Below are 12,384 nucleotides of genomic sequence, written 5' to 3'. Positions count from 1 at the left end.
CATGTTCGGGTTGTATGGGCACCTGCTGTGACCGAACCGGAGCGCGCCCACGAATCGGTCCCCACCCGGCCGGCCCCGGCGCGCGCGGCCCCGATCCGCCCGGCCCCGATCCGGCCGGCCCCCATCCGCCCGGCCCCGACCTCGCTGATCGGCCGGGAGCCCGAGCGCCGGGCCCTCGACGAGCTCGCGACCTCCGTCGCCAGCGGCTTGAGCGGCTCCCTGGTCTTCCTCGGTGAACCGGGGGTCGGCAAGACGCGACTCCTCGAGCACCTCTCGACCTCGTCGGTCCGTGTCGTCCGGCTCGTCGGGATCGAGTCCGAGTTCAGCCTCGACTTCGCCGCCCTGCACCGCCTCCTCCTCCCCTTCCGCGACCATTTCGCCGACGTGCCGGGCCCGCAGCAGTCCGCGCTGCTCACGACCTTCGGAGCGCTGGACCAGGCCCCGCCGCCACGGTTCCTCCTCGGGCTCAGCGCTCTCGGAGTGCTCGCCGCCGCCGCACGGACCGAGCCGCTCGTCTGCGTGGTCGACGACGCGCAGTGGCTGGATCCCGAGTCGCTCGACGTCTTGAGCTTCGTGGCCAGGCGGGTCTATGCCGACAGCCTCGGCCTGGTCTTCGCCGGTCGCGAAGGTGTCGACGCCCTGGACACCCTCCGCGGTCTCCCGACCCACCATCTGCGCGGCCTGGACCGCGAGGAGTCGCACGCGCTGCTCGACACGGTCCGGCCCGGCGCGGTGAGCCCGCTGGTGGCCTCGCGGATCGTCGGGGAGACCGGGGGCAACCCGCTCGCCATGCTCGAGCTGCTCCATCAGCTCACCTCCGAGCAGCTCGCCGGGAGGCTCCCGCTGCCCCAGCAGCTGCCGACCGGCCGCGGCCTGAATGCGCACTTCCTGCGCCAGCTCGAGGTGCTGAGTCCGGAGACGCGCTCGCTCCTCGTGCTCGCCTCCGCGATGTCGACCGACGACCCGCCCACACTCTGGCGCGCCGCGGCGCTCCTCGGTCTCCCCGGGGATGCAGCCGACGACGCGCACGACCTCGACGTCATGACCATCGGCGAGACGGTGGCGTTCCGGCATCCCCTCATCCGCTCGACGGTCTACCACGCGGCCGAGCCCCGGCAGCGCCGATTGGCGCACACGGCGATGGCGACGATCGCCGAGCTCGACGGCAACGCCGACTTAGCCGCCTGGCACCGGGCGGCAGCGACGAGTGCCCCGGACGAGGACGTCGCGGCCGGCCTCGAACGCTCGGCCCAGCGCGCCGAGCGTCGCGGCGGACAGCTCGCCCAGGCCCGGTTCCTGGCGCGGGCGGCCGAGCTCTCCCCCGGCCCGCAGGAACGCAGCGACCGGATGTTCGGGGCGGCCCGGGCCTACCTCGCCGCCGGCGACGGGATCCTGGCCGAGGCCCTCCTCGACAAAGCGGCGCCGTGGCTCGACGAGGCCGGCCGGCACGTCGACGTGCAGCGGCTGCGCGCCCTGCTGGCGATGTTCCACCACCGTTATCGCGACGCGTGGACGATTCTCCTCGAGGCGGTCGAGGACACCGATCCGCGGGACGAGGACCTCATCCGCGGGATGCTCTTCGAAGCACTCCGGGCCGCCCTCGGCGCGGGCGAGAACAAGGACAGCGTCACCGCGAAGGAGATCGCCCGCACCGTCCTGGTCTACGTGCGCGACAAACAGGCGCCGGTCTCCGCGCGGGACCTGCTGCTCGAGGGACTCGCGAGCCGGGTCGCCGTGGGGTACGCCGAGGCGCTGCCCCTGCTGCGACGATCGGTCGCCGCGCTCTACGCCGACGAGGGGGTGCCGCTCGACGCCCACTCGGCCCCCGTCGCCGGCTGGTTCGCCGCCGACGAGATCTGGGACGACGAGGGGCGTCGGGAGCTGTTCGACCGGGGCATCAGGGAGGGTCGCCGTCACGGCGTGCTGAACGTGCTGCAGGTCTCCCTCGCCGGTCGGTGCCTGGCGCAGTGCTGGGCCGGCGACATGGCGGCCGCGGAGCTCAGCCGGTTCGAGGCCGCCGAGATCACGGCGCTCATGGGCATCCCCCGGCCCGCGGGGCTCGGGCCCGCCATCCACATGCGCGCCTGGCAGGGTCGCGAGAAGGAGTGCCGGGAGCTCGCCCAGGACGCCGCGACCTGGGGCCGGCAGTGGGGGTCGCTGTACATGGAGATGTTCGCCTGGTCGGGCCTCGCCGTGCTCGAGATCGGCCTCGGGAACTACCAGGAGGCCCTCGACTCGGCGCTGGAGATCGCCGAGCGCGACACCCTCGGATTCGGCAGCACCATCCTCCCGGACGTGGTGGAGGCCGCGATGCGCGTCGGCCGGCCGGACACCGCACGGGCCGCCCTCGGCAGACTCGAGGAGCGCGCGCTCGCCAGTGCGACACCGTGGGCGCTCGGGATGCTCGCACGATCTCGCGCACTGGTCGCGCCGGTCGCCGAGGCCGAGCACTGGTACCTCGAATCCATCGAGCTGCTCTGCTCGACGTCGCTGCGGGTGGAGGTGGCCCGATCGCAGCTGCTGTACGGCGAGTGGCTCAGGCGTCGCCGCCGGCGCCGCGACGCGCAGGTGCAGCTGTCCACGGCGTACCGGTCGTTCGAGGCGATGGGAGTGGGGGCGTTCGCCGAACGGGCCGGCGCCGAGCTGCTCGCCGCGGGACTCACGCCGATGGGGCTGACTCCCACCGGCACCGTCGACGCCGGGCTGACCCCGCAGGAGGCGCAGGTCGCCCGCCTGGCGGCCTCGGGCGCGACGAACTCGGAGATCGCCGTGCAGATGTTCCTCACGACCTCGACGGTGGAATACCACCTGAGCAAGGTGTTCAAGAAGCTCGACATCACTTCACGGAGGCAGCTGGCGCCGATCCTCCGGTGAGGGGCATCAGGATGCGGCTCCGTCGTCCTCGGACGGCTCCGGATCCTCGAGCACCGGCGCCGCGCGGATGCTCAACTCCTCCATGTCGATCGAGCGGAGCGCCGCGGCCACGACCGTCTCGGGGAAGCGGCGCTCGCGTCGCTTGTCGATCACGTACTGGCGCTCCGCCGCGATCATGACGCGCCGCAGCCGCCGGTAGGCGAGGACGTAGCTCTCGCCGCTGGAGGCGGAGGCGGCCTCGTCCCCGGCCCCTGCCTCGTCCTCCGAGATCCGTTCGGCCTCGTGCTCCAACGAGTCCGCGATGAGCGAGGCACTGGCGCGCAGCTGCTCGAGCACCCGGTCGTGGTCGGCGTCGGTCGCCACCGACTCCAGACGTTCCAGCCCTCGGGCCCGCGCCTCGGCCATCAGGGTCTCCCAATCCGCGAACTCGCGCGTCTCGTCGGGTGGCGCGAGGTGGAGCGCGCGGATCAGGGCCGGAAGGAGGATGCCGCTGAGCAACGAGACCACGACCACCACGAACGCCATCAGCTGCAGGAGCTCCCGCCCGGGCGTCTCCGGCGGCAGCAGGAAGATGGCGGCCAGCGTCACAACGCCCCGCACGTTCGCGGCCGAGACGACCGCCGCGTACTTCCAGCGCAGGTCCTGGGCGCGCATGTACCGGGATCCGTGCCGGAACACGGCGACCATGGCGAACACGAAGAGCGCGCGCGACAGGAACAGCGCCACGATGACGGCCGCGCAGACGCCGACCGTCAGCCAGAACCCGTCGACCTGCACCGCCGCGCCCCGCACGATCCCCGCGGCGTTCAGGCCGATGAAGAGGAAGACGGCGTTCTCGACCAGGAAGGAGACGGTGCGCCAGTTGACCGCCTCCGCGACCCGGGCTTCCGCCGACTGCACCCGAGGGGAGCGGAACCCGAGGTACAGCGCCGAGATGACGACCGCGAGCACCCCGGAGCCGAGGATCGCGTCGGCGGCGATGAAGGCGAGGTACGGGGTGATCAGCGCGAGGCTCGTGTCGAGCACCGGCGACCTCAGGCGGCTGCGCACCGTCGAGACCGTCCAGCCGACGGCCAGCCCGACGCCGACCCCTCCCACCACCGCGAGCCCCAGGTCGGCCGCGATGAGTCCCGGTCCGGTCGTCGAGACGATTGCGGCGATCGCGGTGTTCAGCAGCACGAGGGCCGTCGCGTCGTTCAGGAGGCTCTCGCCCTCGAGCACGGTCACCACCCGGTGCGGCAGCTTCAGCCGGCCCGCGATCGCGGTCACGGCGCTCGCATCGGTCGGCGACACGACCGCTGCGAAGGCGAACGCGGCGGCGAAGCCGATCGCGGGCAGCAGCAGGTAGGTGACCCACCCCACGGCGAAGGCGGTGAACACCACCAGCCCCACCGACAGCAGCACGATCGAGTCGCGCCGCGCGCCGACGTCGACCACATAGGTGCCGAACGCGGCCGCGAACAGCAGGGGCGGCACCACGCCGTACAGCACGAACTCCGGCTCGACGTGCACCGGAGGGATGCCCGGGATGAAGGAGACCGCCGCCCCGACGGCGACCAGCAGCACCGGCGCCGACCAGCCCGCGCGCCGGGCGAGACCGGTGACCACGACGGCGAGCAGCACGAACGCCACCACCCAGGCGACGACCGTCCCGGGTTCCATCGCCGCGGCCTCGCCGTTCCCGCACCTCTCCCGGGCGACCCGTCAGCGGGCGGCCGACGCGGCCTCGCCGACGAGCGCGACGACCTCGTCCGGATGCGAGATCCCGACGACGTGCGAGGCTCCTGCGACCTGCACCGTGCGGCGAGCGCCGGCGCGGTCCGCCATGATCTGGTGGGCACCGGCGGGGATGTTGCGGTCGTCCTCGCCGAAGACGAACCAGCTCGGCACCGACTGCCAGAGCGCGCCGGTGGAGAGCGGATCGTTCAGGCCCGCGCCGGTCACCGGCCGCTGCGTGACCGCCATGGCCCGCGCCTGCTCCTCGCCGAGGTCGGCGCAGAACTGATGCCAGTACTTGTCCTCGTCGATGTAGAGGTCCGCGCCGCCGGAGGCGAGCGGCACCTGGACGAGCGTGTCCGCCAGGGTGGATCCGGGCGCGAGCGCGGAGGCGGTCGCGGGACTCTCCCCCGGTGCCAGCGCGAAGCCGGCGACGTAGACGAGCCCGACGACGTCACCGGCATCCGGATCGACCGCGGTGAGCACGGCACCGCCGTAGGAGTGCCCGACCAGCAGGATCGGCCCGTCGAGTGTTCTGATCAGGTCGTTCAGCGGAGCGACATCGTAGTCGATGCCGCGCAGGGGGTTCGCATAGGCGATCACCCGGTGGTCGGCCCGGAGCGGCGCGATCACGCCGTTCCAGCTGTCGGAGTCGGCGAACGCGCCGTGGACGAGGATGACGGTGGACATGGGGCTTCCTTCGCTCGGGTGTCAGGGTTCGAGGGTGGAGACGGGTTCGCCGGTCTCGACGATGTAGGTCGACAGCATCCGGCCGGTGTCCGGGCCGAGGTCGGTGGCGTTGTGCGGCACGCCGGGCGGGATGAGGAAGCCCTCGCCGGCGTTCAGGACGACGGTCTCCCGGTCGCGCCGCTCCATCCGCACGGTGCCGGCGACGATGTAGCCGACCTCCTCGCCCGGGTGGTGGTGCCAGCCGGAGGAGACGTCGACCGGGATCTCGGTCAGCACCTGCACGATGTCCCGGCCCGGGATCGAGGAGGAGGCGTGCTGCAACTCGGTGCGCTTGAGCGTCCGGGAGAGCTGGTCGGTGTCGTCGGAGTGCGGGGTGGTCATGTTCGCGCCTTTCGATGGGGGGGGGTTCGGGTCGGGGCCGGATCACGGGCGGGCCAGGAGCAGGAGCAGCTCGTCGGCGACCTCCTCCGGCTGATCCTCGACGAGGAAGTGGCTGGCTTCCAGCCCCCGCCCGTGGATGTCGGTGGCCCAGTCGCTCCACACCTGCGGCACGTCGCCGTAGAACTTCGGCAGCGCGCCGCGGGCGCTCCAGAGCACGAGGAGCGGGCAGGTGATCCGGTTGCCGGCGGCCTTGTCGGCGTCGTCGTGCATCCGGTCGATCCCGGCGCCGGCGCGGTAGTCCTCGCAGATGCCGTGCACCACGGTCGGGTCGTCGAGCAGCTCCCGGTACTGCGCCATGAGCTCGGGCGGGTACCGGTCTGCCGCACGGCCGAGCCCCAATGCCCGCACGTGCCGGTCGAAGAACGCCCCGGGGTTCGCGTCGATCAGCTCCTCCGGCAGCGGCTCGGGCTGGGCCAGGAAGGACCAGTGCCAGTAGGTGAGCGCCAGGCGGGCGTCGGCGCGGGCCCACACCTCGCCCGTGGGCACCACGTCGAAGACGCCGGCGGCCGTGACCGCCTCGGGATGGTCGAGCGCCATCCGATAGGCCACCCGGCCGCCCCGGTCGTGCCCGGCGACCGCGAAGCGGTCGAAGCCGAGGGCCGCCATCAGCTGCACCAGGTCCTGGGCGAGGGCGCGCTTGGAGTACGCGCTGTGATCCGCGACCGTCTCGGGCCGGAACGAGCGGCCGTATCCGGGGAGGTCGGCCACCACGACCGTGCGGCTCCCGGTGAGCCGGTCGACGACGGCGTGCCACATGACATGGGTCTGCGGATAACCGTGGAGCAGCAGGATGGGCGGCCCGTCGCCGCCGACCCGCGCGAAGACCTGACCGCGGTCGACGTCGATCAGGCGGGCGCTGAAGTGCTCGAACATCCGGTCATCACCTCGTTCACTCGCTCGGTATCCGCTTGGCTCGGCATCCGCTGTGCTCGAAATCCTGTCGCCGTCGTCAGGACGGATCCGCGAGGAAGCGGAGGAGCTCGCGATTGACCTCGGCGGAGTGCGTGACGGGATTGATGTGCGGGCCGCCCTCGACCTCGATGTAGCGAGCCGCGGGCAGGGCCTCGTGGGCTCGCGCCCCCTGGCCGTCGATCGAGAGGATGCGGTCGGCCGTGCCGTGCATGATGAGCGTCGGCACGTCGAAGCGCTCGAGATCGGCGTGGAAGTCCTCGAGCCAGGTCTGGGGGCAGGCCCAGGTCGCGTACGGCGAGGCTTCGGCGCCGGCGGACCACATCGATCGCACCGTGTCCTCGCTGACAAGCGTGCCCTGGTAGTCGTCGAGGTTGAGGAAGTTGCCCATCATCCCGGTCAGCCACGCGAACCGGTCGTCGAGGATGGCCTGCTGCACACCCTTCACCCCGGCCTCGTCGACCCCTTTGGGGTTGTCGTCGCTCTGCTTGAAGGTCGGCGTCAGGCTCTCGAGCAGCACGGCGCTCGCGAGTCGCTCGGTGCCGAAGCGCCCGATGTAGCGGGCGACCTCGCCGGTTCCGAGCGAGAAGCCCACGAGCGTGGCGTCGTTCAGGTCGAGGTGGCGGATCAGGATGTCGACGTCGGCGCTGAGGGTGTCGAAGTCGTAGCCGACGGTCGGGAAGCTCGAGCGGCCGAATCCGCGGCGGTCGACGGCGACGACCCGGTAGCCGGCCTCGAGCAGCGGATGCAGCTGCGGCTCCCACGAGCGCGCGTCGAACGGCCAGCCGGCCAGGAGCACGACCGGGCGGCCGCTGCCGTGGTCTTCGTAGTACAGCTCGATCGGCGACGCGTTCTCGTCGCCCACGGTGATGGTGGCCATCGGTGCTCCTCTTCGAGTCGGAAGGTCTGGCAACAGAACCACGTCCGGGCCCGCGGCGAATCAGGGAGACACCCCAGTCCCCATCCCGGGCACCGCCTCAGCTCAGAGCTCGGCCTGACGGAGGCGTTCGTTCTCACGGGTGAGCGCGGCGATCTGCTCACGGAGCGGTCGGACCGCATCCTGGAGCTCGGCAGCGGTGAATCGGGGCGTGATGTGCTGCGGGCAGTTCCAGTCGAAGGCCTCGACCGTCACCGTGACGGCCCGCTCGACGACGGCCTCGGGATCGTCGGGATGCCGGAGCACCTCGACGCGGATCGGGTCGTCCTCGAGGCGCACCACCCGTGCCGTGCCGAAGATCTTGAGCCGGCGCCTGGTCGGGTAGTCCATCGCGATGATCGCGACCCGGGCATCCGTGCGGAGATTGCCGGTGCTGACGTGCTGCAGGTTGCCGCGGTAGTCGGCCCAGCTGAAGGAGTGCTTGTCGTCGACCCGGATGAACCCGGCCGGGCCGCCCCGGAACTGCACGTACGGCCAGCCCGTCTCGCCGACGGTGGAGAGGTAGAACGAGTCGCGGGTGCGGAGGAACTGCGCCTCGCGCGGACCGAGCGGATCCGGGTCTCGGGCGTCGGGCTCTCGGGAGCCCGCATCGCGGGAGTCGGCCCGCGTGGACACGAGGCGGCGGAAGAACTCGGCGCTCCCGTACGACTCCTGCTCGGCGTCGACGCTGTCGGTGAAGGCGATGCACCCGTAGCTTCGGCTCACGTCGTGTCTCCTCTGCTCGATGGGTCTTGCCGGTGGCTCTGCCGTGCGGCTCTCCCCGGTGGCGCCGGTCGGCGCTCACTGCAGTGGAGCACAGTGCCGGCGGATGCGAATCCGAGGTCGACCCCAGTCGTGTCGCCGGGGCGCCGCTCGGCTTCGCATCCCGGGCTCGTGACCCGCGCTTCGGGAGGGTTCGGTCAGAGGCCGGCCTGGATGGCGCGGATGTTCGCGCCGAGCACGCCCGAGGCCAGGAGGCCGGTGCCGAGGGGTCCGGAGGGGTCGGTGCCGAGGAGCGGCAGACGGCGCAGGGCCTCGCGCTGCGGGTCGGTGAGGTGGGCGAGCTGCCAGGCGATCTCGGCCGCGCCCGCGTCAGCAGAGCCGGCCTCGGGCGGAGCCAGGGCGGCGGCCTTCGCGGCGTAGGCGGCGGCGCCGAGGGCGTGCGCTCCCATGTGCGCGACGCCGGCCGCCTGACCCGCGGCCCAGGCGGCGGCCTTGGCTGCGGGGGTGCTCACGACCTGAGTCGCGCGGTTCGCGACGAAGCGGCGGCGGATCTCGCCCGCTGCATCCAACTCGCCCCGCGAGAACGCCCGGGCGCGCGCGATGGCGTCACGGGGGCGCTCGTCGTCGAGAGCCTCGGCCTCGAACAGCGGCAGCACCCGCTCGGCGCAGTCGGCCGCCCAGGCGGCGACGACCCGGCGGTCGTGCTCGCTCAGGGTCTGCGGAGACAGCATCAGCGCACCTCGTCTCGTCGTGTCACGAGGCCAGGGTCCGATCGAAGAAGGCCGCGGCGAGCGAGCCGAAGCTGGGCGCCGACTCGTCCAGGCCCGCGACGGGGGCGTCGGCCCAGCTGTGCGATCCGCCCTCGATGGGGTGCCACTCGACCACGCCACCTGCGGCGCGCACGGCGTCGCGGAGCGCCTCGCCCTGCGCGAAGGGCACGATCTGGTCGGCGGTTCCGTGGGCGATCAGCACCGGCGGCGGACTCGCCCGCACCTGGCAGACCGGGCTGATGGCGCTCAACTCGGCCGGCGTCCCGCGGTGACCGAGGAGCCGGTTCACCTCGTTGCCGGGATCGGCGGGGGTGTCGCGCAGGTCGCTCGGGCAGGCGGCGAGCGCGACCGCCCGCACCGGCGGGTGAGCATGCGGATGCGGCGATGCCCCCGGGGAAGGCACGGACGGCCCGGCCAGTGCGGCGAGCGCCGCGAGGTGCGCCCCCGCCGAGTAGCCCCAGAGCCCGATGCGCGACGGGTCGCCGCCGAACTCCGCGATGTGCTCGTGCACCCAGGCCACCGCATCCATCGCGTCGTCGAGCGGCGCCGGCCAGGTCGCCGTACCGCTCAGCCGATAGGTGGGCGCGACGGTCACGAAACCCCTCGCCGCAAGAAGCGGGGCGAGCCAGGGATGCATGGCCGCACCGCGATCTCCCTCGTGCCAGCCGCCGCCGTGCAGGAAGATCGCGACCGGCCGCGACGGGCCGGCGGTGCCCGGGGCCGCCGGCGGGGACAGCACATCGAGCCGCAGAGCACCCTCCGGCCGCATCGCATACGGGATGCCGCCGGTGAACTCCAGCGCCGCGGCCTCGGAAAACGCCATGCACCGACCCTAGACCGAACCCGCCGCCGGCCACCCATCGGCCGCGGCCCGACCCGCATGGCGAAACCGACCCACTATTCAGTCTTGCTATCTACCACTACCCGGCGTTACTATCTACTGGTAGTCAGCAACACCGAGTAGCAGAGGAGCCGCAATGGCCAAGCAGATGACCGAGATGCTCAAGGGCACCCTCGAGGGCATCGTCCTCGCCCGTCTCGCCGAGCGCCCGGCGTACGGCTACGAGATCACGGCGAGCCTGCGCGAGCAGGGTTTCGCCGACATCGTCGAGGGCACCATCTACGCGCTGCTCGTGCGCATCGAGCAGCGCGGCCTCGTGGATGTCACCAAGGAGCCTTCCGAGAAGGGCCCACCCCGCAAGGTCTACTCCCTGAACGCCGCCGGCCGCGACTACCTGGCCGAGTTCTGGGCGAGCTGGATCTTCCTCGCCGAACGCATCGACGCCATCCAGAACCGGATCGCACCCCCACCTCAGGCGCCGCAGACCGCGCCCACGACACACCCCGAAGGAGCCCACTGACATGGCCGCCAAATGGATCGAAGCCCTGACCGGATCGCTCGAGCAGAAGAAGCAGTACCGGCAGGCGATCGCCCGCACCGACGCCCTCCCCTCGCCCTACCGCGAGGCTGCCAAGGCGATCAACCGCTACTTCCTCTACTCCAGCGGCATCACCGACGGCGAGACGATGGTGAAGATGATCGTCGACAACGCCGACCTCTGGGAGCAGGCCGCCGTCGACGGCCGCTCGGTGCGCGAGATCGTCGGTGACGATCCGGTCGAGTTCGCCGAGTCGTTCGCCGCCGCCTATGCGGGCACGCACTGGATCGACAAGGAGCGCTCGCGCCTCACCGACGCGATCGACGCGGCCGACGGGGCGCCGGGTGCTGGCGGGCCCGTGGGGGCAGGCGGCGCTGACGTCGCGGCCACCGAGGAGAAGGACTCATGACCTCCCCCGCCATCCGCATCGAAGGCCTCACCAAGTCCTTCAAAGACGTCCACGTGCTGAGAGGCATCGACCTCACCGTCGAGCCGGGCACGGTCGTCGCGCTGCTCGGCTCGAACGGGGCCGGCAAGACGACCCTGGTGCGCATCCTCTCGACGCTCGTGAAAGCGGATGCGGGCACCGCCACGGTGCACGGCTTCGACGTCGCCGGCTCGCCCGCCGAGGTGCGCGAGTCGATCAGTCTCACCGGTCAGTTCGCGGCGGTCGACGAGGTGCTGAGCGGGCGCGAGAACCTCGTGCTCGTGGCCCGGCTGCGGCACCTCCCGCATCCCGCCGAGATCGCCGACGGCCTGCTCGACCGGTTCGGGCTCACCGAGGCGGGTCGCCGCCGCGCGGGCACCTACTCGGGCGGGATGCGCCGCCGCCTCGACATCGCGATGAGCCTGATCGGCGACCCGCCCGTGATCTTCCTCGACGAACCGACCACCGGGCTCGACCCGCAGGCGCGCATCGAGGTCTGGGAGACGATCCGCGGCCTCGCCGCCTCCGGCACGACCGTGCTGCTCACGACCCAGTACCTCGACGAGGCCGAGCAGCTCGCCGACCGCATCGCGATCCTGCACGAGGGCACGATCATCCAGAACGGCACGCTCGCCGAGCTGAAGCGGCTGCTGCCGCCGGCCCGCGTCGAGTACGTCGAGAAGCAGCCGTCGTTGGAGGACGTGTTCCTCGCGCTCGTCGGGCAGGAAGGCGACCGATCATGACCACCCACGCCCTCGGCGACACCGGCATCCTCACCGGGCGGTCGCTCCGGCACATCCTGCGCAGCCCCGACACGATCCTCACCACGGCCGTCACCCCGGTCGCGCTGATGCTGCTGTTCGTGTTCGTGCTGGGCGGCGCGATCGACACCGGCGCCGGCACCGCGTCCGGCACGTCACCGGGCACCTCGTACGTCGACTACCTGCTCCCCGGCATCCTGCTCGTCACGATCGCGTCGGGCATCGCGTACACCTCCTACCGCCTCTTCCTCGATCTCCAGGGCGGCATCTTCGAGCGCTTCCAGTCGATGCCGGTCGCCCGGTCGAGCGTGCTGTGGGCGCACGTGCTGACCTCGCTGGCGGCGAACCTCGTCTCGATCGCGATCGTGACCGGGGTGGCGCTGCTGCTCGGCTTCCGCAGCGGGGCCTCCGTCGGTGCCTGGCTCGCGGTCGCCGGCATCCTCATCCTGTTCACGCTGGCCCTGACCTGGGTGGCGGTGATCGCCGGACTCTCGGCGAAGAGCGTCGACGGCGCCAGCGCCTTCAGCTACCCGCTGATCTTCCTGCCGTTCGTCAGCTCGGCGTTCGTGCCGACCGCGTCGATGCCGGCGCCCGTGGCCTGGTTCGCCGAGAACCAGCCCGTCACGTCGATCGTCGACACGATCCGGGCGCTCTTCGCTCAGCAGCCCGTCGGCGGCGAGATCTGGGTGGCGCTGGGGTGGCTCGGGGGCATCCTCGTCGTCGCCTACGCCCTGGCGATCGTCGTCTACCGCCGCCGCTTCCGCTGACGGGCGGTGGA

General features: G+C 72.0%; 13 protein-coding genes. 5 read left to right on the top strand and 8 right to left on the bottom strand.

Annotated elements, in window-relative coordinates; all coding sequences use genetic code 11:
* The first annotated feature begins 27 nt into the window (after positions 1-27).
* Entirely contained in the window at positions 28-2,874 is a 2,847-nt protein-coding gene (locus tag HSO01S_RS19630; RefSeq protein ID WP_157079065.1) for a helix-turn-helix transcriptional regulator, read from the top strand.
* Positions 2,875-2,880: 6 nt separating this feature from the next.
* Here HSO01S_RS19630 and HSO01S_RS13225 read toward each other — a convergent pair whose 3' ends face one another.
* The 8 genes from HSO01S_RS13225 to HSO01S_RS13190 all read right to left on the bottom strand — a co-directional run bounded on the left by HSO01S_RS13225 (position 2,881) and on the right by HSO01S_RS13190 (position 9,862).
* A complete protein-coding gene (locus tag HSO01S_RS13225; RefSeq protein ID WP_066042112.1) occupies positions 2,881-4,536 on the bottom strand; it encodes a cation:proton antiporter in 1,656 nt (551 codons plus the stop codon).
* A gap of 42 nt (positions 4,537-4,578) precedes the next feature.
* Complete coding sequence (locus HSO01S_RS13220) at positions 4,579-5,280, bottom strand: alpha/beta fold hydrolase (RefSeq protein ID WP_066042110.1); 702 nt, start codon at positions 5,278-5,280, stop codon at positions 4,579-4,581.
* A 21-nt stretch (positions 5,281-5,301) separates the two neighbouring features.
* Positions 5,302-5,661 carry a cupin domain-containing protein gene (locus HSO01S_RS13215; protein ID WP_066042108.1) on the bottom strand — a complete coding sequence of 120 codons (360 nt, stop codon included), beginning with the start codon at positions 5,659-5,661 and terminating at the stop codon, positions 5,302-5,304.
* A 42-nt stretch (positions 5,662-5,703) separates the two neighbouring features.
* Positions 5,704-6,594, bottom strand: a complete 891-nt coding sequence (locus HSO01S_RS13210; protein WP_066042106.1) for an alpha/beta fold hydrolase — start codon at positions 6,592-6,594, stop codon at positions 5,704-5,706.
* 76 nt (positions 6,595-6,670) lie between these two features.
* Positions 6,671-7,510, bottom strand: a complete 840-nt coding sequence (locus HSO01S_RS13205; RefSeq protein WP_066042104.1) for an alpha/beta fold hydrolase — start codon at positions 7,508-7,510, stop codon at positions 6,671-6,673.
* 102 nt (positions 7,511-7,612) lie between these two features.
* Entirely contained in the window at positions 7,613-8,272 is a 660-nt protein-coding gene (locus HSO01S_RS13200; RefSeq protein ID WP_066042103.1) for a pyridoxamine 5'-phosphate oxidase family protein, read from the bottom strand.
* Positions 8,273-8,466: 194 nt separating this feature from the next.
* Positions 8,467-9,000: a putative immunity protein gene (locus HSO01S_RS13195; RefSeq protein WP_066042101.1), complete on the bottom strand. Its 534-nt coding sequence runs from the start codon at positions 8,998-9,000 to the stop codon at positions 8,467-8,469.
* A gap of 22 nt (positions 9,001-9,022) precedes the next feature.
* Entirely contained in the window at positions 9,023-9,862 is an 840-nt protein-coding gene (locus tag HSO01S_RS13190; RefSeq protein ID WP_066042100.1) for an alpha/beta hydrolase, read from the bottom strand.
* A 154-nt stretch (positions 9,863-10,016) separates the two neighbouring features.
* Between HSO01S_RS13190 and HSO01S_RS13185 the strand changes: the two genes are divergently transcribed.
* Genes HSO01S_RS13185 through HSO01S_RS13170 form a run of 4 tightly spaced genes read left to right on the top strand, consistent with a single transcriptional unit; the run spans position 10,017 to position 12,373 of the window.
* On the top strand, positions 10,017-10,400 hold the full coding sequence (locus tag HSO01S_RS13185; RefSeq protein ID WP_066042099.1) for a PadR family transcriptional regulator: 384 nt from the start codon (positions 10,017-10,019) through the stop codon (positions 10,398-10,400).
* A gap of 1 nt (position 10,401) precedes the next feature.
* Complete coding sequence (locus HSO01S_RS13180; RefSeq protein ID WP_084361656.1) at positions 10,402-10,827, top strand: DUF1048 domain-containing protein; 426 nt, start codon at positions 10,402-10,404, stop codon at positions 10,825-10,827.
* A complete protein-coding gene (locus HSO01S_RS13175) occupies positions 10,824-11,588 on the top strand; it encodes an ABC transporter ATP-binding protein (RefSeq protein ID WP_066042097.1) in 765 nt (254 codons plus the stop codon). Before HSO01S_RS13180 ends, HSO01S_RS13175 begins: the two co-directional genes overlap by 4 nt.
* Positions 11,585-12,373, top strand: coding sequence for an ABC transporter permease (locus HSO01S_RS13170; RefSeq protein ID WP_066042096.1), 789 nt, complete (start codon positions 11,585-11,587; stop codon positions 12,371-12,373). Before HSO01S_RS13175 ends, HSO01S_RS13170 begins: the two co-directional genes overlap by 4 nt.
* Positions 12,374-12,384 lie beyond the last annotated feature (11 nt).

It is taken from the genome of Herbiconiux solani NBRC 106740, assembly GCF_001571005.1.
GTDB classification, from domain to species: Bacteria; Actinomycetota; Actinomycetes; order Actinomycetales; family Microbacteriaceae; genus Herbiconiux; species Herbiconiux solani.
Note: the sequence above shows the minus strand (reverse complement) of the source record. Positions and strands in the feature narration are given on the sequence as shown.